The following is a 22533-nucleotide window of genomic DNA, read 5'->3' on the forward strand; positions in this document are numbered from 1 at the left end:
GCGGCGGCGTGATCACGGAATTCCACCATGCGGACCGCTGACGGGGAGGCCGGCTCACTCGTGGGCGATGGCCTCCAGCACGTTCATCCGCGACGCCCGCAGGGCCGGCAGCAGCGCCGCTGCCACGCCCACCACCCCGGACCCGACGACCACCGCCACGACCGTGCCCCAGGGCACCGCGAAGGCGGTCATGCCCTCGAGCTCCAGCACCTGCTGGATGCACACGCCCCACACCAGCCCGAGTGACAGGCCCAGCACCGCGCCGAACACCGCGATCACCACGGACTCCAGCCGGATCATGCGCCGCAGCTGCCGCCGGCCGAGCCCGATCGCCCGCAGCAGCCCGATCTCCCGGGTGCGCTCCACCACCGACAGCGCGAGCGTGTTGACCACGCCCAGCACCGCGATCACGATGGCCAGCCCCAGGAGGGCGTACACCAGGTACAGCAGCACGGCGATCTGCTCGTGCACCAGCTCCTTGTAGTCGGCCTGGTCGCGCGCCTGAACCTGCGGATACGGGTCGAGCGTCGCCTCCAGCCGGTCACGCAGTTCGTCCGGGGAGGTGCCGGCCGCCGCGTTGACGTACAGCGCGGAGTCCTGGCCGCCCGGCACGTACTCATCGACGGCGGCCATGCCGAAGAACAGCCCGCCGCGCATCCCGAATCCCTCGCCGCCCGCCATGTCGGTCAGGGCGGCCACCGTGAACGCGGCGGTGCGCCCGCCGGGGAACTCCAGCGGCACCCGGTCGCCCCGGCGCACCCCGTGCTCGGCCGCGAACCCCGCGTCCATGGCGATTGCGCCGTCGGCCAGCGCGGCTGCCGTGCCGCCCTCGGCGTACGTCACCCGGGCGACGTCGTCGACGCCGTCGTCGTACCCGGTGGCGGTGGTCTCGATCCGCTCGCCGTCCGGCAGCCGCACCGCCACCGGCGCGAACCGCTGCCGTACGACCAGACCCACGCCCTCGGTGTCCCGCACCCGGTCGGTGACCTCCGGCGGGAACGGCATGAAGCTGGCGTTCTGGATCACGAAATCCGCGCCCAGTGTCTTGTCGATCTGCTCGTCGAAGGACCGGGACATCGACGCGCTGGCCACCGACAGACCGCCCACCAGGGCCAGCCCCACCATCAACGCGGCGGCCGTGGCCCCGGTACGGCGCGGGTTGCGCAGGGCGTTGCGCCGGCTCATCCGGCCCACCGCGCCGAACAGCGCGGGGAACGCGGCGCCCAGCACCCTGATCACGGGCCGCACCAGCAGCGGGCCCGCGACGACGGTGGCCACCAGGGTGAGCACGACCCCGATGCCCAGCAGGGACGCCGCCGTCGCCGTGTCGCCCGACAGCGCACAGCCCAGCAGCGCCGCCGCGCCGAGGGCGCCGACGACGCCTCCGGCCACCGCGCGGGCCCGCAGCGGCCGGCCCACCCCGGCGACCTCCGCGTCGGCCAGCGCGGCCATCGGGGAGACGGCCGCCGCGCGACGGGCCGGCAGGTACGCGGCGACGAAGGTGACGCCCACGCCCACCACGTACGCGGAGACGGGCGTGGCCCAGCCGACCACCATCTCCGTGGTCCTGAGGTTCATCCCGAAGGCGCCCATCAGCCGGATCAGCCCGAAGGCCAACCCCACCCCGGCCGCCAGGCCCGCCGTCGATCCCGCCAGCCCCAGCAGCACCGCCTCCGTCAGCACCGAACGCCGTACCTGCCGCCGGTCCGCGCCGAGCGCCCGCAGCAGGCCCAGCTCGCGCGTGCGCTGGGCGATGAGCATGGAGAACGTGTTGACGATGAGGAACACGCCCACGAGCACGGCGATCCCGGCGAAGCCGAGCATCGCGTACTTGATGACGTCGAGGAACGCGCCCAGCTCCTCGGAGGCGCTCTTCGCCAGCTCGTCCGCCGTCCTGATCTCGTACGCCCCGGCGCCGAGTTCCGCGGTGATCCGCCGCTTCAGCTCCGCGTCCGGCACACCCGGAGCCGCCTGCACGGAGACGCTGGTGGCCCGGTCCGCCGAGCCCAGCAGACGGGTGGCCGCCACCTTCGGGTCGAGGAACACCAGGGCCGCGCCCGGGTTGGTGGTGGTGAAGGTGGCGATCCCGACCACCTCGACGCGGAACGAACCCGGCTGCGCCTGCACGGTCAGCGCGTCGCCGATCTCCACACCCTTGGCGGCCGCCGTGTCCGCGTCCAGCACGGCCTCGCCGTCCCCGCGCGGGGTGCGGCCGGAGGTCAGCTCCACGACACTGCGCTCGGTGACGTGCCAGTCCACGGCGAGGGTCGGCGCGCCGGTGGTCGGGCCGACGGACTCGTTGCGGTCGTCGACGACGGTGACGTTCTCCACCTCGACGTCCGGGTGGGCCGACGCCACGCCCCCGACGCCGCCGAGCCGCCGGGCAAGCCCGGCGGGCACCGTCGCCACGGCCCCGGTCGGCACCGCGGCCCGCAGGTCCTCACGCGGCTGCACCGTCACGTCGGCGGAACTGGAGGCGAACAGCCGGTCGAAGGTACGGCCGACGGTGTCGGAGAAGATCAGACTGCCCGCGACGAACGCGACGGACAGCACGACGGCGAGGGCGGACAGCAGAAGCCGCCCCTTGTGCGCGAGAAAACTCCGCAGAGTCGCTTTCAGCACGCCGTCAGCCCTCCCCGCCGCCCGGCTCTCCGGCGCCGCCGGGTGACGCGGGGCGCGTCGTCCCCGCGCCGGGGGACGAGGCGTCCGGCGACCTGCCGCCCTGCGGCGGAACGCTCCGCCTTCCGCCGGCTGCGGGCGAGGCACCCTGCCGCCCGCCGTCCTGCGGCGCGGTGCCCGCGGATGCGGCACCCGAGGGCGCGGCCCCCGGCGTTCCCTCGCCTTGCGGCGGGGCGCTCGGCCCTTCGCCGGCGGCGGGCGGAGCACCCTGTCGGCCGCCGTCCGGTGCCGTCCCGTTCGGCGGCGCGGCGGTTCGCTTCTCGCCGTCCGGCGCTGTGGCGTGCGACGTCCTGCCGTCCGACGGCGCGGTGTCCGGTGGGCCGGCGGCCGTGGGCCCCGAGGGCGAGGGGTGCGGCGGCACCGCGCCGCCGGGCGGCACCGCGCCGTCCGAGACCGTCGCGCCCCGCACCGCGTCGAACCGCTTCATCCTCTCCAGGACCGACTCCGCCGTAGGGCGGTGCATCTCGTCCACGATGCGCCCGTCCGCCAGGAACAGGACCAGGTCCGAGTGGGCGGCCGCGCCGGGGTCGTGGGTCACCATGACCACCGTCTGGCCCAGCTGGTCCACCGCCTCCCGGAGGAAGCCCAGCACTTCGAGGCCGGCCCGGGAGTCGAGGTTGCCGGTCGGTTCGTCGGCGAAGATCAGCTCGGGCCGGGAGGCCAGCGCCCGCGCGCAGGCGACCCGCTGCTGCTGGCCGCCCGACAGCTGTGCGGGCCGGTGTTTCAAGCGGTCCCGCAGGCCCAGCGTGTCGATGACCCGGTCCAGCCAGGCCTCGTCGGGTTTCCGCCCGGCGATGTCCATGGGCAGGGTGATGTTCTCGCGCGCGTTCAGCGTGGGGATCAGGTTGAACGACTGGAACATGAACCCGACGCGGTCCCGCCGCAGCCGGGTCAGCTCACGGTCCTTCAGCCCCGTGATCTCCGTGCCGCCGAGCCACACCTGACCGGCCGAGACGGTGTCGAGCCCGGCCAGACAGTGCATCAGTGTGGACTTCCCCGAGCCCGACGGCCCCATCACCGCGGTGAAGCGGCCCCGCGCGATGTCCACGTCCACCGAGTCCAGGGCGATCACCGCCGTCTCGCCCGAGCCGTACGCCTTGGTCAGTCCGCGGGCGCGGGCCGCGGTGCCGTCGGGCGACGCGAGGCCGGGGGCGTGCTCCTCAGCGGGTGTGGACAAGGCCGCCTCCTCCGGTGAACAGCCGGGTCGAGCATGTCGCGCCGAGGGTAAGGCGGCCCGGTCCGCGCGGAACATCCCCCGGGAGTGCCGGATCCGGACACCGATGTAAGGGGCACATAAGCTCACGTCCCCGTTTCCTTGCCGTTGCTAGCAAACCGGCGCTAGCTTCGAGATATGGCGAAGACTCAGCTGAACGTGCGCGTGGACGAGGGCACCGCCCGCGCGGCCCGGGAGCGTGCCCTGGCGCGGGGCATCAGCGTCAACCGCTACATCGAGGAACTCGTCCGGCAGGACGCCGGCGAGACCGGACGGGCCTTCGTCGAGGCCGCCGCCGACTTCATGAAGCAGTACGAGAGCGTCTTCGCCGAGGAGTTCGGCCGGGACCGCGAGGGCACGCGAGAAGGCCGCCGCTGACCCTTGGACCACGTACGCATCGACCTCGCCTGGCTGCTCATGCTCGCCGAGCAGCAGACCCCTGGAGACCCCCAGGTCACCGACTGGGGCGCCCTCGTCGCCGCCGTCGCCCGGCACGACGCCGAGATATTCGCCGTCCCCGTCTACGACACCCCGCACAGCCGCGCCGCCGCACTGCTCCAGCTGCTCATCCACGTCCCCGCGCTGGAACGCTCCAACGCCCTGTTCGCCTCCGCCGTCGCGTACGCCTACCTGGTCGCCGGCGGATCGAAGGTCGTCACCACGCCCGAGCAGGTGCGCGACCTGGCCCGCCTCGTCAAGACGGGCGACGCGGACGTCGACGCCGTCGCGGCCGAACTGCGCCGCTGGTGCGCCTAGTCACCCGCCGTCGGCCCCCGCGTCCGAGAGGGGCCGCCACGCGGTGCCGATGACGCAGAACGACTGCGGCAGCGCGGGCCCGTTCTCGGGGATCGTCATGCGCCGGTAGGGACCCAGCTCGAACCCGGCCTCCCGCAGCGCCGCGACCGCGTCCCGGGACAGATGACATCCGCCCGCGAGCGGCGGCCACAGCGTCCGGTCCAGCGCCCGCTGGGTGGCGTGCATGACCCGCCCGCCGCCCGCGCCGTGCTCGAAGAACCGCACCTCGCCGCCGGGCCGCAGCACCCGCCGCACCTCCGCGAGCGCCCGCGGCAGGTCCCGCACGCTGCACAGCACCAGCGACAGGACCGCCGCGTCGAACGCCTCGCTCTTCACGGGCAGCGCCTCCGCCACCCCGGGCGCCACGTCCACCGGCATCTCCGCCCGCAGCGCCGCCTCCACGGCCAGCGCGCGCAGCGCACGCTCCGGCTCCATGGCGACGACCTCCGAGACCGTGCCGGGATAGTGGGCGAAGTTCAGGCCGTTGCCCGCGCCGATCTCGATCACCCGCCCGGTCAGACCCCCGAGCAGCCTGCGCCGTACGTCCGCCATCCCGCGGCTCTCGGCGGCGGCGCTGCAGCGGGCGTACCAGCGGGCGAAGACCGGATGGTGCACAGGGTCCCGCACCGCCTGGGCGGAGCGGGTGAACCGCACCTGCATGGGGACCTCCCCGGGTCGGGTCTACGGCGATTCTCCCCGTCGGCCCGCCCGGCGAATCACCGTGCGAGGGAGGGCGCCTCCCGCGTGTGGAATGCCTCCGCGTCCCAGACGCCGTCCAGCCGGGGCGCCAGCCAGTGCGGGGCGGCGGCCCGGAAGGCGGGCGGGTCCAGGCGTCCCGCGCCCTCGGGAACGGCGCCCAGCAGCGGCACGCCGGTGACGTCCGGCAGGTCCAGCAGGTTGCAGCGTTCCGCGAGCCCCGGGTCAGCGGGCCAGCTCCCGATCACCACGCCCACCGGGTGCACACCGCGCCCGCGCAGTTCTCGCACCGTCAGCTCCGTGGCGTTGAGGGTGCCGAGCCCGGCGGACGCGACCACCAGCACCGGCGCGCGCAGCAGCCCCGCCGCGTCCGCGAGCGTCCCGCCGGCCGCGTCGAACCGCACCAGCAGGCCGCCCGCGCCCTCCACCAGCACCATGCCGTGCTCGGTGGCCAGCTTGGCGGCCCGTTCGGCGATCTCGTGCGGATGCACGGGCGCACGCCCGGCCCGGCGGGCCGCCGTGGCCGGGGCCAGCGGCTCCGGGTAGCGGGCCAGTTCGGCCGACGTGACCGCCCCGGCGAGCCGCACGACCTCCGCCGCGTCTCCCGGCTCGTCCGGTCCGACCCCCGTCTGCGCGGCCTTCAGCACCGCCACCGAACGGCCGCCCGCCAGCGCCGTCGCGGCGACCGCGGCCGTCACCACCGTCTTGCCGACCTCGGTGTTCGTGCCCGTCACCACCAGCACCGGCATGTCATCCCTCCTTCGCCGCCGCGCACACCGCGCGTGTGATCCGTGCGACGTCCGCGTCGCCCGTGACGTACGGCGGCATCGTGTACACCAGGTCGCGGAACGGGCGCAGCCACACGCCCTCGCGCACGGCCGCCCGGGTGGCCGCGGCCATGTCGACGTCGTGGTCGAGCTGGACGACCCCGATCGCCCCCAGCACGCGTACCTCCCGCACCCCGGGCAGCTCGGCCGCCTCGGCCAGCCCTTCACGCAGCCCGGACTCGATCCGCTTGACCTCCGCGCGCCAGTCCTGCCCGAGCAGCAGCTCCACGGAGGCGCACGCCACGGCCGCCGCGAGAGGGTTGCCCATGAACGTCGGGCCGTGCGCCAGCACCGGCACCTCGCCGCGCGAGATGCCCTCGGCAACCCGTGAGGTGCACAGCGTCGCCGCCATCGTGAGGTAACCGCCGGTCAGCGCCTTGCCCACGCACATCACGTCCGGTGACACCGCCGCGTGCTCCGCCGCGAACAGCGCGCCCGTGCGCCCGAACCCGGTCGCGATCTCGTCGAAGACCAGCAGCACGTCGTGCGCGTCGCACGCCTCCCGCAGCACCCGCAGATACGCGGGGGAGTGGAACCGCATACCGCCCGCGCCCTGCACCACGGGCTCCACGATCACCGCGGCCAGCTCGTGCGCGTGCCGCCCGATCAGCTCCCGCAGATGCTCGGCGTACTCCTCCTCGTACTGGCCGGGCGGGGCGTCGGCGAACACCTGGCGCGGCAGTACCCCGGACCACAGGTCGTGCATCCCGCCGTCGGGGTCGCACACCGACATCGGGTGCCAGGTGTCGCCGTGGTACCCGCCCCGCCAGGTCAGCAGCCGCCGCTTCTCCGGCCGGCCCAGCGAACGCCAGTACTGCAGGCACATCTTGACCGCGACCTCGACCGACACCGACCCGGAGTCGGCCAGGAACACGTGCTCCAGACCGTCCGGTGACGTGTCGACAAGGAGCTTCGCCAGCCGTACGGCGGGCTCGTGCGTGAGCCCGCCGAACATCACGTGACTCATCCGGCCGAGCTGGTCGCGCGCGGCCTCGTTGAGCACCGGGTGGTTGTAGCCGTGGATCGCCGACCACCAGGACGACATGCCGTCGACCAGGTCGCCCGACCCGTCGGCGAGCGTCAGCCGGACCCCGCTCGCCGAGGCGACGACGAGCGGTTCCTGACGCCCCGGCATGGGCCCGTACGGATGCCACACATGCCGCCGGTCGAGCTCCAGCAGGGCGGCGACGGACGCGTCGGGCTCAGGCATTGGGCGCGAGGTCCGTTCCGGCGCCCCGACGGCGCACGGCCACCAGGTCGGGACGCGGCTCGTCGGCGGTGGCGGCGGGCGCAGGCGCGGAGACGGGGGCCGTCCCGCAGACGCCGCCGCCCTCGTGCGAACCGCAGCCGCCGCCCTCGTGGGACCCGCAGCCGGCCTCGGCGCCTTCGTGGGACCCGCACGCCCCGCCGCCCGCGTGGGACCCGCACGCCCCGCCGCCCGCGTGGGACCCGCAGCCGCCGCCTGTCCGGTGCTCGGGCAGGGTGACCTCCCCGGCGCCCTCCACCTCGAAGCCGGCGTCCGCGATCATCTCCAGGTCCGCCTTGCCGGCCTGGCCCTCGCTGGTGAGGTAGTCGCCCAGGAAGACGGAGTTGGCCAGGTGCAGTGCGAGCGGCTGCATCGTGCGCAGATGCACCTCGCGGCCGCCGGCGATCCGCACCTCGACGTCCGGGCAGACGAACCGCACCATCGCCAGGATGCGCAGGCAGCGCTGCGGCGTCAGGTTCCACTCCTTGGCGAGCGGGGTGCCCTCGAACGGGATCAGGAAGTTGACCGGCACCGAGTCCGGGTCCAGCTCACGCAGCGAGAACACCACGTCGACCAGGTCCTCGTCGGTCTCGCCCATGCCCGCGATCAGCCCGGAACAGGCGGAAAGGCCGGCCGAGTGCGCCTTGCGCACCGTGTCGACCCGGTCGGCGTAGGTGTGCGTGGTCGTGATGTCGCCGTACGTCGACTCGGACGTGTTGAGGTTGTGGTTGTAGGCGTCCGCACCCGCCTCGCGCAGCCGCTCCGCCTGGCCGTCGGAGAGCAGACCCAGACAGGCGCACACCTCGACGTCCTCGTGTCGCTCCTTGATCGCCTTGATGGTGTCGGACACCCGGTCCACGTCCCGGTCCGTGGGGCCGCGGCCGCTCGCCACCAGGCACACCCGCTTCGCGCCCCCGGCGAGTCCCGCGGCGGCGGCCTGGGACGCCTCGTCCGGCTTCAGCCAGGTGTACTTGAGGATCTCGGCCTTCGAGCCGAGCCGCTGGGAGCAGTAGGAGCAGTCCTCCGGGCACAGCCCGGACTTGAGGTTGACCAGATAGTTGAGTTTCACCCGGCGGCCGAACCAGTGCCTGCGCACCTTCCCGGCCGCCGCCACCACGTCGAGCAGCTCGTCGTCGGTCGTCGCGAGGACGGCCAGCGCCTCGGCCCGTGTCGGCGTCTCGCGCCGAAGCCCCTTGTCCACCAGCGTGTTCAGCAGGTCCATGGGAGCCGATCCTGTCGTAAGGGGCCCGTCCGGGCCAAGGAGACTTCGGACAACAGAGCCGTCCGGCGGTGTGGGTATCACCACACCGTGTGCCGGGCGGTCTGCCGCTAATGTCTGTGCATTGCCTACAAATTCCGCGGAGGACCGATGGCGTTCGGCTGGATCGACGAGCAGGCGGAACTGCGCCGCAGGGCCGGGCTCATCCGCACCCTGCGTCCCCGGCCGGCCGACACGCCGCTGCTCGACCTGGCGAGCAACGACTACCTGGGCCTCGCCCGCCACCCCGAGGTCACCGAGGGGGCCGCGCGGGCGGCCCGTACCTGGGGCGGCGGCGCGACCGGATCCCGGCTGGTCACCGGCACCACCGAGCTGCACACCGAACTCGAACGCGAACTGGCCGACTTCTGCGGCTTCGAAGCGGCCCTGGTCTTCTCCTCCGGCTACGCGGCCAACCTCGCCGCCGTCACCGCCCTCGCCCCGCACGGCTCGCTGGTCGTCTCCGACGCGGGCAACCACGCCTCGCTGATCGACGGCTGCCGGCTGGCCCGGGGTACGACCCAGGTGGTCGCGCACCGCGACCCGGACGCCGTACGCAAGGCGCTGGACGGCTACGAGGGACCCGCGGTGGCGGTGTCGGACACGGTGTTCTCGGTGGACGGCGACGCGGCCCCGCTGGCCGCGCTGGCCGAGACGTGCCGGGAGCACGGCGCGGGTCTGGTGCTCGACGACGCGCACGGGCTCGGCGTGCTGGGCGACGGCGGCCGGGGCGCACCGGACGCGGCGGGCATCGCGGGCGACGAGGACGTCGTGGTGACGGTGACGCTGTCCAAGTCGCTCGGCAGCCAGGGCGGTGCGGTGCTGGGCCCGGCGCGGGTGATCGGCCATCTGGTCAACGCGGCGCGGACGTTCATCTTCGACACCGGTCTGGCCCCCGCGGCGGCGGGCGCGGCCCTGGCGGCTCTGCGGCTGCTGCGGCGCGAACCCGGACGTGCGGCGCGCGCGGGCGAGGTCGCGCGTGAGCTGCACGCCCGGCTGACGGCCGCGGGCCTGGAAGCGGTGCGTCCGGACGCCGCGGTCGTCTCCGTGCGCGCTCCGTCCCCGGAGCAGGCCGTGCGTTGGGCGGCCGACTGCCGGACGGCCGGTCTGTCCGTGGGCTGCTTCCGTCCTCCTTCCGTGCCCGACGGCATCTCACGGCTCAGACTGACCGCCCGGGCGGACCTGTCCGGGGCGGAGATCGAACGCGCTGTACGGGTGATCGGCGAAACGCGGCCATGAGTCGGCGGGGCACGGCCGTGTGTCGCGCGAGGAACGGATGGTCGGTGGGACGACGGGACTCGTCCCGTTCATGGACGGGGACGCCGGATCAGTGGACCGCCGTCAAGAAGCGGGCCCAGGCGTCGGGCGAGAAGAGCAGCGCGGGCCCGTCCGGGGCCTTGCTGTCGCGCACTGCGAGCAGTCCGGCCGACGGGCCGGCGGACGGCCGGGCCGTCTCCACGCAGTTGTTCGCCCCCGTGCTGTAGCTGCTGCGCAGCCACCGCACTTCGTGCAGGGCGAGGCTGGAAGGGATGGTCCGAGGCGGTGCAGGCATCGTGCCTCCTTACGCGCCGGCCGCTGCGCCGGCGATGAATTCCGACGATTCCTCGGGAGAGAGGGCGTGGCTCGCCAGTGCCTCGAAGGCCTCCGAGTACGCCCGGAGGTCTTCTTTCCGTTCCAGGTAGTGACTAGTCGTCAAGTGGTCGTGCACCACCACATCCAGGTCAGATGTGCGCGGAAATGAAAAGATGACGAAGGGACCCGTCACGCCGATGTGCGCGCCCGCGCTGAACGGCAGGACCTGCAACCGCACCTGTGGCAGCCGGGACGCCTCGACCAGCCGGTCCAGCTGACGCGCCATCACCTCGGGTCCGCCCACCTCCCGGCGCAGCACGGCCTCGTCCAGCACCGCCCACAGCTTCAGCGGCGGCTCGGCGCGCAGCACGTCCTGCCGGGCCAGCCGCACCTCCACGAGTGCGTCGAGCCTCTCCTCCGACGCGCCCTCCAGGGCCGCCTCCGTCACCGCCCGTGCGTACTCGGGCGTCTGCAGCAGTCCCGGGACCACCGTGGTCTCCAGGGTGCGCATCGCGCCGGCCTGCGACTCCAGACTGATGAAGTCCCGGTACGTCGGGGGCAGTACACCACGGTACGCGTGCCACCAGTGGTGCCGTCCGTCGCCGTCGCCGGTGCCCGACAGCACCAGCAGCAACTCCCGCAACTGCGGGTCGTCCACGCCGTAGACGTCGAGGAGTAACCGTACGTCGGCCGGTTTCGTGCCGCTCGTGCCCGTCTCGATCCGGCTCACCTTCGACTGGTGCCAGCCCGCCAGCCGGGCCGCGTCGCCGCTCGTGAGTCCGGCCGCGGTGCGCAGCGCGCGCAGTTCGGCGCCCAGTTTCCTGCGGCGCACCGCGGGACCGTGCTGCATGGGCCTCTCCTTACTCCTTCCGGGCCGCCCGGATACGGTCTCCCGTCGCAGAGTTCACCGCTTTGAGCGACAGATATATGCATATCTTGGTGGATCGCCGCGCGGCACCCTGCGGTGATGGCAGTCTGGCGACGAAGCACCAGTGCGGGACCGTACTCGAACCAGCCGCTCCGTGTCGGACTGCGGTCCCGTGGGAAAGGGACGACGTCGCCATGGCAGATCACCTGGAAGCATCCGTCACTCTGCCGAGCGATCCAGCCTCGGTCTCCGCCGCGCGGGCCCATGTGGCCGGTGCGCTGGCGGAATGGGGGCTGCCACCGGACGCCGAACTCTGCGACACCGTCCGGCTGATCGTCTCCGAGCTGGCGACCAACGCGGTGCAGCACACCTTCGGCCAGTCGCCCACGTTCACGGTGGACGTCGTCCTGGTCCGCGACGAGCGGGTGCACATCGGGGTGACGGACGGCCACCCGCGGTTCCCCAAGCGGCTTCCCGCGGCGGTCCAGCAGGACAACGGGCGCGGTCTGGTCATCATCCGCTGGCTCACCGCGGAGTGCGGCGGCCGGCTGAGAATCCGGCCCACCCGTGAGGGAGGCAAGACGGTCGCCGTCGAACTCCCGTGGCCCGGCGCCGCCACCGTCCGGCCCGTCACCGCCCAGCCCGCGGAGACGGTCGCCGTAGCGTCGCAGCAGGAGCCGTGACGTCGCGTCACGGTCCGTACGGGCGTCGGAGGCCGTGACGGACGGCGTGCGGGGCCCGGGGCGGTCGTCGTCCTGAGGGCGACCCCGCCGGGCCCCTGCGGGACGCCACGCGGGCCAGGGCCCGCATGGCCGGTCGCGGCCCGGCAGCGGCGCTCCCGCGGGCGCCACCGCCCCCGCCCGTCACTTCACGCGGCCGTACCAGACGCTGTTGGTCCAGATCTTCTGCAGCCGCACCACGTCGCCGGTCTTCGGGGCGTGCCAGATCTTGTTCTTCCCGGCGTAGATACCGACGTGGTACACGTAGTTGCCCGAGTGGAAGAAGACCAGGTCCCCGGCCTTACGGCTGCTCTTGGAGATGTGGCGCGTCTTGTTGTACTGCTGCGCGGCCGTGCGGGGGAGCTTCTTCCCCGCCTTCTTGAACGAGTACAGCGTCAGGCCCGAGCAGTCGAACCGGTTCGGTCCGGTCGCCCCCCACGCGTACGGCGCCCCCTTCTTGGACGCCGCGACCTTCAGGGCCTTGCTGCCCACGGTCGCCGCGGCGGCCTCCCCGGCCGCTCCTGGTACCACGATCGAGCCGCCGACGGCGGCGAGGGTGAGGGCCGAGGCCGTGCCGGCCCGGGCCATGAGAGACGGGACACGATTGAGCGCACTCATGCGCAACCCTTCGTCAGCCGCCTGTGAAGGATGACCTGTCGGATTCGGGCTGGCGAAGTAGCCCGGCCGCTGACGCGGCTTCACCCCAAGGGCTGCTCGGGACGCGCACTGTGCGCGTACCGGCGACCCGTCGTGCTTGGGTCCTCCACTCCTGCCGATCCACTCCTGTCGACCGGTCATCCGTGCGGCGGCAGGACTCGGCGTCCGCCCGGATCGCCCCGCCGCGGCGGCGGGGTCTTGTCGTCAGTCAGGGATCTTGACCCATGGCGCGAGCGATTTCCCAACGGAACGGGTGGTTTGTGTTGTTACTCACCACTCACCCGTTCGGGTGGACAGCTGTCCGTTCGAGTCGCCGTCAAGAGGGCGTGTGAGGCCAGGACCAGGGGTGGGACGGTCAATTCCGCCCCTCGGCGGGCGCGGGTGCGCAAGTTCGACGGCATGAAAAAAGGAGGTTCGTCTACGCCGGACGGGGGTAAGCCGTTCGGTCCGTTTCAACTCGTCGCGGGGTGTGCCGTCGAGCGGGCCCTTCGCGCCGGGCCCGCTCACGTCAACGCCCCGTCTGCGGCGGCAGCGTGACCCTGGCCGTGCGCCGCTCGCCGTCCAGCACCCGCAGGGCGCGTGCCAGGGTCGCGGCGTGCAGCTCGCTCTCGCCACGCCGGTGCATCAGGGTCAGCGCGTCGCGCAGCGCGACCGCCTTGCCCACCAGCGCCTGGGCCGCGCGCAGGCTCCGATAGGTGTCGCCGCCCTGGGCCGGGTTGACCCGGCCGAGCAGGTCGACGACCTCCAGGTAACGGTCGATCAGCTCGGCCTCCGCCCGGGTCAGCGCGGGCAGCGGCGGCAGTTCGGGCAGCATCGTCTGCTCACCTCCCGCCGGTCGCCGTACGGGCACTGCGGTGGTGCGGCACGATCCGGTCGGCGATGCCGTGGTCCACGGCGGCCTGCGCGTCCAGGACGAGGTCCCGCTCCAGGTCGGCCCGCACCCGGTCCACGGGCCGGCCGGTGTGCCGGGCCAGCATCTCCTCCGTACGCACCCTGATCCGGGCCAGCTCGTCGGCCCGGACCGCCAGGTCGCTCGCGCTGCCCTCCACCGGCTCGTGAAGGGCGGGCTGACGGAGCACCAGCCGGGAGCCGGGCAGGACGTACCGCTTCCCCGGCGTGCCGGCGGCCAGCAGCAGCACCGCCGTCCCCTCCGCGCGGCCCAGGCAGACCGTCTCGACGTCACAGGTGACGTACGTCAGGACGTCGTACAACGCGGACATGGCGTGGAAGGGGCCGCCGGAGGAGTTCACGTACAGCGAGATGTCGCGGTTCGGGGCGTGGTGCTCGAGGTGCATGAGCCGGGCCGTCACGTCGTTCACCGCGGTCTCGTCGATCCGCGTGCCCAGGACGACGATCCGCTCCTCCAGCAGCCGGTCGTACGGGTCGGAGGTCCGGTGCCCCGAGGGGCGGACGGGCGGTCGCGTCATGGTGCCCTCCTGTCTCGTTGTCTGTAAAAAATGTACAGGATGTACGTGACGTTATGATGGGCGTATGGCTTACGAGATTCCGGTGACCCAGGCCAGGGCCGAGCTCGCCGACCTGATCAACCGCGTGGTGTACGGCGGTGAGCGAGTCGTCGTGACCCGTCACGGGAAGCCGCTCGTCGCCCTCGTCTCCGCGGACGACCTGCGACGACTGGAGGAGGCCGAGGGCACGGGGGAGACGCCGGTGATCAGCACGGTGGCGGGCGTACGCGAGGTCGCGTCCGCCCCCCGCGAACACGGCCGCTTCGGCATCGCGGCGGAGCATCGGGGGGCGGCGGGGTCCTGACGCGGACGAGGGTGCGTCACGTGTCCGGGCCCGGAGGAATCCCGGATCGCCGTCGGCGACGAGCTGGGTCGGGGAGTGTCCCGACAGATCGAGAAGCTCCCTCAGGTCATCGGCTACTCGGACAGACCGCCACCGTTCGAGCCGATGACCAGGCCGCCGTCCATCTGGTCCGCGCCGAGACCGACAGTGCCGCACTCCAGAAGGAGCGGCCAGGCCGGGTCATCGACGTTGACCAGCCCATCGGCCTCGCGCATCGGCATCGTCGCCCCAGCGCCGAAGACGTTGTCCGGCGAGGCGCCTCCCCTTCGATGCTGCCGCGGATGCGGTCGTGCAGGTGCCGGTCATGGACGTCCCAGCTGGTTCAGCGGCGACTGCGTGGTCGCTGTCGATCGGGCATGGGCCCTCGTTCGGCACCTGACGGAGACTGGGGTGCCTGGCGAGCCAGAGGAGTGGCGTGAGTCGTGATCCCGCACGGATCACGCGTCGCTGTAACCACCCACCTCACGATGGCGCCGCGTAACAGTGGACGGTCACCGGTTGAGACGGGCTCCAGCGTTGTTCGACCGTGGCCAGCCGTTCCCAGCCCAGCCGCTCGTACAAGGCCGCCGCGGCGGTGTCGGACGCCACGACGTCGAGTACCGGGTGCAGGGCGCGCCTCCGTGATTCCTCCACGGCCCGGCCGATCAGCAGTGCACCGAAGCCGTGCCCCCTGGCCTCCGGGGCGACGAACAGTCGGCTGACCACCGCGGTCTCGGCCGCGCTCGTCCCGTTCCGGCCGCTCCACAAGCCGGGGGCCAGATCCCCTTCGCCGCTGCGGGACAAGCTGACATGGCCGACGACACGACCGCCGAGTCCGGCGACCCAGGACCTCAAGAGGGAGGTCTGCGACAGCCATTCGGCGGGCTGGTCGGGCCAGTTCACCGGGTAACCGTCCCGCCGGTGGACTTCCGCGAGTACTCGCACGCATTCCTCGACATCGTCGTCAGTCCTTCGCCGGACCCAGCGGCCCGGCTCTGCCGCATCGACTTCGGAATCTTCGATGTTCATCACTGCAGGGAAGCACAGGCCCCGGAAGTGCCCACCAAGAACCGCGCACCCCCGTCCGCTACAGCGGGGGTGCGCGGTCGTGCAAGGGCGGTTCGTCAGCTCGCCAAGGCCGGTTCGCGGTCCTCCGTGCCGGTGGCAGGCGCCGTACGGCCGCCCACCGCGTGGCCCACCAGCACCGCGCCCAGTCCCAGCACCGCCCACCACGCCAGCGTGAGCGCGGGCCCCACCGCCGACGCCCCGTCGAAGAAGGCGACCGAGCGCAGGAGCGACACCCCCGCCCCCGGCGGCAGCCACTGGCCGATCACCCCGGCCGGCTCGGGCAGCATCTCCGGGGCGGACGCCGCACCCGAGAACGGGTTGCCGATCAGCATCATCAGCAGGGCGCCGAGGCCGAGGCCGGGCCGTCCCAGCAGGGCCGCGAGGCCCGCGACCGCCCCGCTCACCGCCAAGGTGGCCAGGGCGAACGTCCCCGCCACGGCCCACAAGCTGCCCGGCAGCGCGTCGAGCCAGCTGTGCGACAGAGCGGCCGCGACCCCGCCGACCAGCGCCGCCGACCCGGTCAGCGCACCCACCGCTGCAAGCCCCCGCAGCCCGAGCAGCGTCACCGCCACCCCCGCGCCGATCCCGGCCAGCGCCAGAGGCAGCACGCTCGTGCTCAGCACCGACCCGCGCGGATCGCTCGCCGGGGTCGGCACCACGTCCTCCGTGGCGATCTCCTGGCCGGAGGCAGCAGCCTGATGCGCGACCGCCTGCTGGAGCAGCTGTGCCACCGCCGGGCTCGCCGCGGACGCGGTCAGCAGCTTCGGGCCCTGCGGTGTGACCACAACCGCCCCGTACACCTCCCGGTCCTCGATCGCGTCCCGTGCCTCGGCCTCGTCGGCGTACCGATGGAGATCGAACGCGCCCTTCCGCTGCTCCAGCTGCTGCGCGACCGGCACCGTGGCGGCGGGCGGGCCGGCCACGCCGAGCGGAAGGTCGCGCGGCGCCGTGCGCGCCGCGGGCCAGGCGAACGCCCACAGGGCCAGCGCCACGAGGGCCGGGATCAGCACCAGGACGGCCGTGATCCGCCGGTGCGTCGGCAGGGGCATGGGAGACATGGCAGGCTCCTCTAAAAAGAAGGATCGTTCGTTTTAACTCGCTCACACCGTCCCGCCATCGCGTTCCCTTGTCAAGAAGGAATGTTCGTTTTAGATTGGCGGCATGGCTCGCGTTTCCCAGGAACACCTAGACGCCCGCCGTCGGCAGATCCTCGACGGCGCCGCGGTCTGCTTCGCCCGCAACGGCTTCCACGCGACGTCGATGCAGGACGTGCTCAAGGAGGTGGACCTCTCCGCCGGCGCCGTCTACCGGTACTTCAGCGGCAAGGAGGAGCTGATCGCGGCCATCGCCTCCGAGGTGCTCGAGACGGTGCGCGGCACCCTGGAGCAGGCGTCCCAGGAAAGCCCGCCGCCCACCCCCGACGTGCTGGTGCCGCGCGCCCTGGCGACGATGCGTGAGCTGCGGCCGGCGACCCTGGACACGGGGGAGTGGCTGTTCCCGCGGCTGATGATCCAGGTGTGGACCGAGTCCACCCGAAATCCGGGACTGACGGCCGTGCTGACCGACGGCTACGCCAAGATCCGCGCGGCGTGGGGAGGCATGGCGCAGAGCTACAAGGACGCCGGACTCCTGCCCGAGGACACCGACGTCGACGCGATGGCCCGCGCGATGATCGCGCTCGTGCAGGGATTCGCCGCCCAGATGGCCCTGTTCGGCGACGTCCCGCCGCAGGCGCTCGCCGACGGCACCCGCGCCCTGATGGCCGTCACCCGCGCCACGCCGGACGCCTGAGCCGGGCCGGCCGCGGCCGCCCCGGACGGCCGAACCGGACGCCGCGCGGTTAACGTCCTCGAAACGCCGCCCGGCTAGCCTCCGGGTCCACGCCACCGGGGATCCTTCCCGTGGCCGCGGCCACCGGGCCCCGCACGGCCCGGAGCGAGGACGGTGAGGTGGGATGCCGTGCAACTGACCCCGCACGAGCAGGAGAGGCTGCTCATCCATGTGGCGGCCGACGTGGCGGCGAAGCGCCGCGACCGCGGTCTGAAGCTCAACCACCCGGAGGCGGTCGCCCTCATCACCTCGCACCTCCTCGAGGGCGCCCGCGACGGCCGGACCGTCGCCGAACTGATGGCGTCCGGGCGGAAGGTGCTCACCAGGGACGACGTCATGGACGGCGTCCCCGAGATGATCCCCGACGTGCAGGTGGAGGCCACCTTCCCGGACGGCACCAAGCTCGTCACCGTCCACGACCCCATCGTCTGAGGGGAGGAGCGCCGTGACACCCGGAGAGATCCTGTTCGCCGAGGGCCCGATCGTCTACAACGAGGGCCGCGAAGCCACCCGCCTGACCGTCCTCAACGCGGCCGACCGGCCCGTGCAGGTCGGCTCGCACTACCACTTCGCCGAGGCCAACCCGGGTCTGGAGTTCGACCGTGCCGCGGCCCGGGGGAAGCGGCTCGACGTCCCCGCCGGCACCGCCGTGCGGTTCGAGCCCGGCATCCCCGTCGAGGTGGACCTGGTGCCGCTCGCCGGGACGCGGACCGTGCCCGGGCTGCGCGGGGAGACGGGGGGCGCGCTCGATGCCTGAGATCTCCCGCCAGGCGTACGCCGACCTGTTCGGGCCGACCACCGGCGACCGGATCCGGCTCGCCGACACCGATCTGCTGATCGAGATCGAGGAGGACCGCTCGGGCGGCCCCGGACGCGCCGGTGACGAGGCGGTGTTCGGCGGCGGCAAGGTCATCCGCGAGTCGATGGGCCAGGCCACCGCCACCCGCGCCGACGGCGCCCCCGACACGGTGATCACCGGCGCGGTCGTCGTCGACCACTGGGGGATCGTCAAGGCCGACGTCGGCATCCGCGACGGCCGGATCACCGGCATCGGCAAGGCCGGCAACCCCGACACCATGGACGGGGTCCACCCCGACCTGGTGATCGGCCCCGAGACCGAGATCGTCGCGGGCAACGGGCGCATCCTGACCGCCGGCGCGATCGACGCGCACGTCCACTTCATCTGTCCGCAGATCGCCGACGAGGCACTGGCGTCCGGCATCACCACGCTGGTCGGCGGCGGCACCGGACCCGCCGAGGGCTCCAAGGCCACCACCGTCACACCCGGCCCCTGGCACCTGGCGCGGATGCTGGAGGCGATGGAGGCGTACCCCCTGAACATCGGGCTGCTCGGCAAGGGCAACACCGTGTCTCAGGACGCCCTGTTGTCGCAGATCCGGGGCGGCGCCGTCGGACTGAAGCTGCACGAGGACTGGGGATCCACCCCCGCCGTCATCGATGCCGCGCTCACCGCGGCCGACCGGACCGGCGTGCAGGTCGCCATCCACACCGACACCCTCAACGAAGCCGGTTTCGTGGGCGACACGCTCGCCGCGATCGCCGGGCGAGGCATCCACGCGTACCACACCGAAGGCGCGGGCGGCGGCCACGCGCCCGACATCATGACCGTGGTCTCCCAGCCGCACGTCCTGCCCAGCTCCACCAACCCGACGCGGCCGTTCACCGTCAACACCGTCGAGGAGCACCTCGACATGCTGATGGTGTGCCACCACCTCAACGCCGCCGTGCCGGAGGATCTGGCCTTCGCGGAGTCGCGGATCCGGCCGTCCACCATCGGCGCGGAGGACGTGCTGCACGACCTCGGCGCCATCTCCGTCATCTCCTCCGACTCCCAGGCGATGGGACGTGTCGGCGAGGTGATCATGCGGACCTGGCAGACGGCCCACGTGATGAAGCGGAGGCGCGGGGCGCTGCCCGGCGACGGGCGGGCCGACAACCACCGGGTCCGTCGCTACGTCGCCAAATACACCATCAACCCGGCGGTGGCCCAGGGCATGGCCGGGGAGATCGGCTCGGTGGAGAGCGGCAAGCTGGCCGATCTCGTGCTGTGGGAGCCGAAGTTCTTCGGGGTCAAGCCGCAACTCGTCCTCAAAGGCGGGCAGATCGCCTACGCGCAGATGGGCGACGCCAACGCGTCCATCCCGACCCCGCAGCCGGTGCTGCCCCGGCCCATGTTCGGCGCGACCGGGCGGGCGCCCGCGGCCAACTCGGTCAACTTCGTCGCCCAGGCCGCCCTCGACGCGGGGCTCCCGGACCGGCTCGGACTCGGCAAGCGGTGGGCGGTGATCGGCTCCACACGCGCGGTCACCAAGGCGGACATGCGGGAGAACGACGCCCTGCCGGACGTGCGGATCGACCCCGACAGCTTCGCCGTGCGCATCGACGGAGAACTGGTCGAGGCGACACCGGCCGAGGAACTCCCCCTCGCCCAGCGCTACTTCCTCTTCTGATGTCCAGGGCAGCACTGCTCGTCCTGGCCGACGGACGGTTCCCCGCGGGCGGGCACGCCCACTCCGGTGGTGCGGAGGCCGCGGTGCACGCCGGGCGGATCACCGGCGCGGAGAGCCTGGAGGACTTCTGCCGAGGGCGGCTGCACACCACAGGGCTGGTGTCGGCCGCGGTCGCCGCGTCCGCCGCGCTGGGCGTGGACCCGGGGGAGCTGGACGCGGCCGCCGACGCCCGGACGCCGTCGCCGGCGCTCAGGTCGGCCGCGCGCAGGCTGGGCCGCCAGCTGCTGCGCGCCGTCCGCGCCACCTGGGCCGGCCCGGAACTCGACGCGCTGACGCGGCGGTTCCCGAAGGGCGCGCACCAGCCCGTGGTGCTGGGGGTGGCCGCGCGAGCGGCCGGACTCGGCGCGGAGGACGCGGCGCACTGCGCGCTGTACGAGAGCGTGGGCGGACCCGCGTCCGCGACGGTACGGCTGCTCAGCCTCGACCCGTTCGACGCGACGGCCGTCCTCGCCCGTCTGGCGCCGGAGGTGGACCGCGTGGCGGAGACTGCGGTACGGGCGGCCCACCGGGTCGTCGAGGAAGGCACCGACGCCCTGCCGGCGGCGTCGGCACCTCTGCTGGAGGTCTTCGCCGAGGCGCATGCCGCCCGCGCGGGACGCCTGTTCGCGTCATGAGCGCCGTGCGGGCGACGGCCTTGCTTCCGCTCGAAGCGGCCGGGGCGGTGCCGGAAGCGCGTCGGCGGGGGCGGCCGTCCTGCCGGCGTCACCGGCGCAGGTCGGCCCACCGGGGGTGCGCGTTCGGGTCGTCGCCGGGTGCGGGTGCGGGTGCGTGGGGGTTGTTCGCGCAGTTCCCCGCGCCCCTGAGGGGGTTGGTCCGGGCGTGTCTGCGGAGGGGCCGCCCTCGTGGAGTCTCGGCCCCGCCGGTCCGCGAGGCCGACTGTGCGGCGGCTCGCGGGCTCCCGCTCGGGCGCCCGACCCCGGCACGGGAAGGCTGTCGGCGGGGAGACCCCTCGCGCGCTTCGGGGTGGGCTTCGGTGACCGTCTGCCTGACGGGGTCCGCCCGCGCTTCGGGGTGGGCTTCGGTGGTCGCCTCCTACCGGCCCGCCTCGGCGCCTGCCCGCCGGGGCCCCCTCGGCGCAGGTCTGCCCGCCGGGGCGCGCCTCGGTGACCGCCCCCCATCGGCCCCGCCCCCGCCACCGTCCTCCCACCTGCCCCGCCCCCGCCACCGTCCTCCCACCTGCCCCGCCATCGACCTGACAGCCCCGGCGGTCCGTTCCCCGAGCGACCCGGACGTGCCGCGACACCCGGAGGTGCCTCATGCATCGTGATCACATCGACCCCCACCCCGGGCCCGCCGTCATGGGCGCCGATGCCCGGCGGCCGGACGGAGCGCGTCGTGCTCTGCGGATCGGGCTCGGCGGGCCCGTCGGTTCCGGGAAGACCGCGACGGTCGCCGCGCTCTGCAGGGCGCTGCGGGACGAGGTGTCCCTGGCCGTCGTGACCAACGACATCTACACCCGCGAGGACGCCGAGTACCTGCTCAGGGAGGCGGTCCTGCCCCCCGAGCGGATCACCGCCGTGGAGACGGGCGCCTGTCCGCACACCGCGATCCGTGACGACATCTCCGCCAACCTCGAGGCGGTGGAGGATCTGGAGGACTCGGTCGGCCCGCTGGACCTCGTCCTCGTCGAGTCTGGCGGGGACAACCTCACCGCGACCTTCTCCAAGGGGCTGGTCGACGCGCAGATCTTCGTGATCGACGTGGCCGGCGGGGACGACATCCCGCGCAAGGGCGGCCCCGGCGTGACCACCGCCGACCTGCTGGTCGTGAACAAGACCGACCTCGCCCCGTACGTCGGCTCGGACCTCGGCCGGATGGCGGTCGACGCCAAGGCGCAACGCGCCGACCTGCCCGTGGTGTTCCAGTCGCTGCGTGAGGACGAGGGGGTCGCCGCGGTGGCGTCCTGGGTGCGGCGGCGGCTCGCCGCGTGGGCGGTGTGAACACCGCGGGCGTCCGGGCGGAGGCGGAGGTCCGCGCCCGCGCGGACGGCCGGGGCGGCACCGCCCTGCCCGTGCTGGAGAGCCGGGGCCCGCTCGCGCTGCGGCGCACGCGGGGGAGTGGCGCGACCGCGCACGTCACCCTCGTCGGCGCGATGAGCGGGCCGCACGGCGGGGACCGCTTCACCGTTCGCGCCGACGTCGGCACGGGCGCCCGGTTGCGGGTCGGCTCGGCCGCCGCCACGCTCGCCCTGCCGGGCCAGCACGGGGGACAGGCGCGCCAGGACGTGCGGATCACCGTCGCCGCCGGAGGCGAACTGCACTGGCTGCCGGAGCCGTTGGTCTCCGTCACGGGCAGCGAGCTTGTCGTGCACACCCACGTCGACCTGGCGCCCGGAGCCCGGCTGGTCCTCCGCGAGGAACTGGTGCTGGGGCGGGCCGGGGAAGGCCCCGGCCGCCTCACCTCGCGGCTCACCGTGCGCGTCGACGGGCGCCCCGTCCTCGACCAGGAACTCGACTGCGGCCCGGGTGCTCCCGGCGGCTGGGACGGACCCGCTGTGCTGGGCGGTCACCGTGCCGTCGGCCAACTCCTGGTTTGTGAACCGGAGTTCGCGGACAAGCCGATCACTCCCGGCGTGCCGGCCGACGGTCTCGCCGTCCTCCCGCTGACCGGTCCCGCCGTCCTGGTCGGCGCCGTGGCGCCGGACGCCCTGCGACTGCGCCGACTGCTGGACCGGGCGCCAGCATCCTTCACCCCCGCGTCTCCGGCGTCCGCATGACGCCACTGCCATGTCCGCTTATCGGATTGGCAAAGAAGGCGTATCCCCTCTGTCGCCCGTCACCTTCGGG

25 protein-coding genes, 1 pseudogene and 1 riboswitch are annotated in these 22533 nt (G+C 73.4%); of the genes and pseudogenes, 12 read left to right on the plus strand and 14 right to left on the minus strand.

All coding sequences use genetic code 11. The annotated features are described in order from the left end of the window. Positions 1-54: 54 nt before the first annotated feature. Complete coding sequence (locus tag ACF1AG_RS19140) at positions 55-2622, minus strand: ABC transporter permease (protein ID WP_391810083.1); 2568 nt, start codon at positions 2620-2622, stop codon at positions 55-57. Positions 2623-3040: 418 nt separating this feature from the next. Beyond that, positions 3041-3856 (minus strand): annotated as a pseudogene (locus tag ACF1AG_RS19145) (ABC transporter ATP-binding protein); the annotation flags it as partial. A gap of 174 nt (positions 3857-4030) precedes the next feature. Between ACF1AG_RS19145 and ACF1AG_RS19150 the strand changes: the two are divergent. Next, a complete protein-coding gene (locus ACF1AG_RS19150) occupies positions 4031-4270 on the plus strand; it encodes a toxin-antitoxin system HicB family antitoxin (RefSeq protein WP_359602962.1) in 240 nt (79 codons plus the stop codon). Between the two features lie 3 nt (positions 4271-4273). After that, positions 4274-4648, plus strand: a complete 375-nt coding sequence (locus tag ACF1AG_RS19155) for a fic family toxin-antitoxin system, toxin component (protein ID WP_391810084.1) — start codon at positions 4274-4276, stop codon at positions 4646-4648. On the opposite strand, the gene ACF1AG_RS19160 is transcribed toward ACF1AG_RS19155, so the two are convergent. The 4 genes from ACF1AG_RS19160 to bioB are packed head-to-tail and all read right to left on the minus strand — an operon-like array spanning position 4649 to position 8678. Beyond that, complete coding sequence (locus tag ACF1AG_RS19160) at positions 4649-5347, minus strand: class I SAM-dependent methyltransferase (RefSeq protein WP_359602965.1); 699 nt, start codon at positions 5345-5347, stop codon at positions 4649-4651. Between the two features lie 56 nt (positions 5348-5403). Further along, positions 5404-6132: a dethiobiotin synthase gene (bioD, locus tag ACF1AG_RS19165; RefSeq protein WP_359602967.1), complete on the minus strand. Its 729-nt coding sequence runs from the start codon at positions 6130-6132 to the stop codon at positions 5404-5406. Position 6133: 1 nt separating this feature from the next. Next, positions 6134-7420, minus strand: a complete 1287-nt coding sequence (locus tag ACF1AG_RS19170) for an adenosylmethionine--8-amino-7-oxononanoate transaminase (protein ID WP_359602968.1) — start codon at positions 7418-7420, stop codon at positions 6134-6136. Next, positions 7413-8678, minus strand: a complete 1266-nt coding sequence (gene bioB / locus ACF1AG_RS19175; RefSeq protein WP_387797167.1) for a biotin synthase BioB — start codon at positions 8676-8678, stop codon at positions 7413-7415. Before bioB ends, ACF1AG_RS19170 begins: the two co-directional genes overlap by 8 nt. Positions 8679-8825: 147 nt before the next feature. Between bioB and ACF1AG_RS19180 the strand changes: the two genes are divergently transcribed. Next, a complete protein-coding gene (locus ACF1AG_RS19180) occupies positions 8826-9953 on the plus strand; it encodes an 8-amino-7-oxononanoate synthase (RefSeq protein ID WP_391810085.1) in 1128 nt (375 codons plus the stop codon). An 88-nt stretch (positions 9954-10041) separates the two neighbouring features. On the opposite strand, the gene ACF1AG_RS19185 is transcribed toward ACF1AG_RS19180, so the two are convergent. Then, positions 10042-10266 (minus strand): DUF397 domain-containing protein, encoded by a 225-nt coding sequence (locus tag ACF1AG_RS19185; protein WP_387797165.1) that lies wholly within the window; start codon positions 10264-10266, stop codon positions 10042-10044. Positions 10267-10275: 9 nt separating this feature from the next. Further along, the gene (locus ACF1AG_RS19190) at positions 10276-11136 is read right to left on the minus strand and encodes a helix-turn-helix transcriptional regulator (RefSeq protein ID WP_359602975.1); all 861 of its coding nucleotides are present in this window, start codon (positions 11134-11136) and stop codon (positions 10276-10278) included. Between the two features lie 212 nt (positions 11137-11348). On the opposite strand from ACF1AG_RS19190, the gene ACF1AG_RS19195 reads away from it, so the two are divergent. Beyond that, positions 11349-11837 carry an ATP-binding protein gene (locus ACF1AG_RS19195; RefSeq protein WP_359602977.1) on the plus strand — a complete coding sequence of 163 codons (489 nt, stop codon included), beginning with the start codon at positions 11349-11351 and terminating at the stop codon, positions 11835-11837. 180 nt (positions 11838-12017) lie between these two features. Here the strand turns inward: ACF1AG_RS19195 and ACF1AG_RS19200 are convergent, their stop codons facing one another. The 3 genes from ACF1AG_RS19200 to ACF1AG_RS19210 form a co-directional block, all read right to left on the minus strand. After that, a complete protein-coding gene (locus tag ACF1AG_RS19200; protein WP_359602979.1) occupies positions 12018-12491 on the minus strand; it encodes a C40 family peptidase in 474 nt (157 codons plus the stop codon). 3 nt (positions 12492-12494) lie between these two features. Continuing rightward, positions 12495-12704, minus strand: a riboswitch (cyclic di-AMP (ydaO/yuaA leader). 334 nt (positions 12705-13038) lie between these two features. Then, positions 13039-13344 carry a hypothetical protein gene (locus ACF1AG_RS19205; protein ID WP_359602981.1) on the minus strand — a complete coding sequence of 102 codons (306 nt, stop codon included), beginning with the start codon at positions 13342-13344 and terminating at the stop codon, positions 13039-13041. Between the two features lie 7 nt (positions 13345-13351). Further along, on the minus strand, positions 13352-13957 hold the full coding sequence (locus ACF1AG_RS19210; protein ID WP_387797163.1) for an ATP-dependent Clp protease proteolytic subunit: 606 nt from the start codon (positions 13955-13957) through the stop codon (positions 13352-13354). 64 nt (positions 13958-14021) lie between these two features. Between ACF1AG_RS19210 and ACF1AG_RS19215 the strand changes: the two genes are divergently transcribed. Further along, the gene (locus ACF1AG_RS19215) at positions 14022-14300 is read left to right on the plus strand and encodes a type II toxin-antitoxin system Phd/YefM family antitoxin (protein ID WP_359602984.1); all 279 of its coding nucleotides are present in this window, start codon (positions 14022-14024) and stop codon (positions 14298-14300) included. A 113-nt stretch (positions 14301-14413) separates the two neighbouring features. Here ACF1AG_RS19215 and ACF1AG_RS19220 read toward each other — a convergent pair whose 3' ends face one another. The 3 genes from ACF1AG_RS19220 to ACF1AG_RS19230 form a co-directional block, all read right to left on the minus strand. Further along, positions 14414-14560, minus strand: a complete 147-nt coding sequence (locus tag ACF1AG_RS19220; protein ID WP_387797160.1) for a hypothetical protein — start codon at positions 14558-14560, stop codon at positions 14414-14416. A 241-nt stretch (positions 14561-14801) separates the two neighbouring features. Then, complete coding sequence (locus tag ACF1AG_RS19225) at positions 14802-15347, minus strand: GNAT family N-acetyltransferase (protein WP_387797158.1); 546 nt, start codon at positions 15345-15347, stop codon at positions 14802-14804. A 95-nt stretch (positions 15348-15442) separates the two neighbouring features. Then, on the minus strand, positions 15443-16444 hold the full coding sequence (locus tag ACF1AG_RS19230) for an ABC transporter permease (RefSeq protein WP_359602988.1): 1002 nt from the start codon (positions 16442-16444) through the stop codon (positions 15443-15445). Between the two features lie 103 nt (positions 16445-16547). Here ACF1AG_RS19230 and ACF1AG_RS19235 point away from each other — a divergent pair, with 103 nt between their 5' ends. The 7 genes from ACF1AG_RS19235 (at position 16548) to ACF1AG_RS19265 (ending at position 22463) form a co-directional block, all read left to right on the plus strand. Next, on the plus strand, positions 16548-17177 hold the full coding sequence (locus ACF1AG_RS19235; protein WP_359602990.1) for a TetR/AcrR family transcriptional regulator: 630 nt from the start codon (positions 16548-16550) through the stop codon (positions 17175-17177). Between the two features lie 168 nt (positions 17178-17345). Next, complete coding sequence (locus tag ACF1AG_RS19240) at positions 17346-17648, plus strand: urease subunit gamma (RefSeq protein ID WP_189364145.1); 303 nt, start codon at positions 17346-17348, stop codon at positions 17646-17648. A 13-nt stretch (positions 17649-17661) separates the two neighbouring features. After that, a complete protein-coding gene (locus tag ACF1AG_RS19245; RefSeq protein ID WP_359602992.1) occupies positions 17662-17973 on the plus strand; it encodes an urease subunit beta in 312 nt (103 codons plus the stop codon). Next, positions 17966-19687, plus strand: a complete 1722-nt coding sequence (locus ACF1AG_RS19250; protein ID WP_359602993.1) for an urease subunit alpha — start codon at positions 17966-17968, stop codon at positions 19685-19687. Before ACF1AG_RS19245 ends, ACF1AG_RS19250 begins: the two co-directional genes overlap by 8 nt. Further along, the gene (locus ACF1AG_RS19255) at positions 19687-20361 is read left to right on the plus strand and encodes an urease accessory protein UreF (RefSeq protein ID WP_391810086.1); all 675 of its coding nucleotides are present in this window, start codon (positions 19687-19689) and stop codon (positions 20359-20361) included. The genes ACF1AG_RS19250 and ACF1AG_RS19255 overlap by 1 nt, the downstream gene beginning before the upstream one ends. Before the next feature lie 642 nt (positions 20362-21003). After that, entirely contained in the window at positions 21004-21687 is a 684-nt protein-coding gene (ureG, locus tag ACF1AG_RS19260; protein ID WP_359602996.1) for an urease accessory protein UreG, read from the plus strand. Continuing rightward, a complete protein-coding gene (locus tag ACF1AG_RS19265; RefSeq protein ID WP_359602998.1) occupies positions 21675-22463 on the plus strand; it encodes an urease accessory protein UreD in 789 nt (262 codons plus the stop codon). Before ureG ends, ACF1AG_RS19265 begins: the two co-directional genes overlap by 13 nt. Positions 22464-22533: the final 70 nt, after the last annotated feature.

It is taken from the genome of Streptomyces sp. NPDC014764 (genome assembly GCF_043082785.1).
In the GTDB taxonomy this organism is placed as follows: Bacteria; Actinomycetota; Actinomycetes; order Streptomycetales; family Streptomycetaceae; genus Streptomyces; species Streptomyces althioticus.

Bases quoted from the DNA above. Each gene is read 5' to 3' on its own strand.
- ACF1AG_RS19210 (WP_387797163.1), bottom strand. From the start codon at position 13,957: ATGACGCGACCGCCCGTCCGCCCCTCGGGGCACCGGACCTCCGACCCG.
- ACF1AG_RS19160 (WP_359602965.1), bottom strand. From the start codon at position 5,347: ATGCAGGTGCGGTTCACCCGCTCCGCCCAGGCGGTGCGGGACCCTGTG.
- ACF1AG_RS19180 (WP_391810085.1), top strand. From the start codon at position 8,826: ATGGCGTTCGGCTGGATCGACGAGCAGGCGGAACTGCGCCGCAGGGCC.
- ACF1AG_RS19235 (WP_359602990.1), top strand. From the start codon at position 16,548: ATGGCTCGCGTTTCCCAGGAACACCTAGACGCCCGCCGTCGGCAGATC.
- bioB (WP_387797167.1), bottom strand. From the start codon at position 8,678: ATGGACCTGCTGAACACGCTGGTGGACAAGGGGCTTCGGCGCGAGACG.
- ACF1AG_RS19225 (WP_387797158.1), bottom strand. From the start codon at position 15,347: ATGAACATCGAAGATTCCGAAGTCGATGCGGCAGAGCCGGGCCGCTGG.
- ACF1AG_RS19170 (WP_359602968.1), bottom strand. From the start codon at position 7,420: ATGCCTGAGCCCGACGCGTCCGTCGCCGCCCTGCTGGAGCTCGACCGG.
- ACF1AG_RS19195 (WP_359602977.1), top strand. From the start codon at position 11,349: ATGGCAGATCACCTGGAAGCATCCGTCACTCTGCCGAGCGATCCAGCC.
- ACF1AG_RS19200 (WP_359602979.1), bottom strand. From the start codon at position 12,491: ATGAGTGCGCTCAATCGTGTCCCGTCTCTCATGGCCCGGGCCGGCACG.
- ACF1AG_RS19230 (WP_359602988.1), bottom strand. From the start codon at position 16,444: ATGTCTCCCATGCCCCTGCCGACGCACCGGCGGATCACGGCCGTCCTG.
- ACF1AG_RS19215 (WP_359602984.1), top strand. From the start codon at position 14,022: ATGGCTTACGAGATTCCGGTGACCCAGGCCAGGGCCGAGCTCGCCGAC.
- ACF1AG_RS19205 (WP_359602981.1), bottom strand. From the start codon at position 13,344: ATGCTGCCCGAACTGCCGCCGCTGCCCGCGCTGACCCGGGCGGAGGCC.
- ACF1AG_RS19185 (WP_387797165.1), bottom strand. From the start codon at position 10,266: ATGCCTGCACCGCCTCGGACCATCCCTTCCAGCCTCGCCCTGCACGAA.
- ACF1AG_RS19150 (WP_359602962.1), top strand. From the start codon at position 4,031: ATGGCGAAGACTCAGCTGAACGTGCGCGTGGACGAGGGCACCGCCCGC.
- ACF1AG_RS19250 (WP_359602993.1), top strand. From the start codon at position 17,966: ATGCCTGAGATCTCCCGCCAGGCGTACGCCGACCTGTTCGGGCCGACC.
- ACF1AG_RS19255 (WP_391810086.1), top strand. From the start codon at position 19,687: ATGTCCAGGGCAGCACTGCTCGTCCTGGCCGACGGACGGTTCCCCGCG.
- ACF1AG_RS19190 (WP_359602975.1), bottom strand. From the start codon at position 11,136: ATGCAGCACGGTCCCGCGGTGCGCCGCAGGAAACTGGGCGCCGAACTG.
- ACF1AG_RS19220 (WP_387797160.1), bottom strand. From the start codon at position 14,560: ATGCCGATGCGCGAGGCCGATGGGCTGGTCAACGTCGATGACCCGGCC.
- bioD (WP_359602967.1), bottom strand. From the start codon at position 6,132: ATGCCGGTGCTGGTGGTGACGGGCACGAACACCGAGGTCGGCAAGACG.
- ureG (WP_359602996.1), top strand. From the start codon at position 21,004: ATGCATCGTGATCACATCGACCCCCACCCCGGGCCCGCCGTCATGGGC.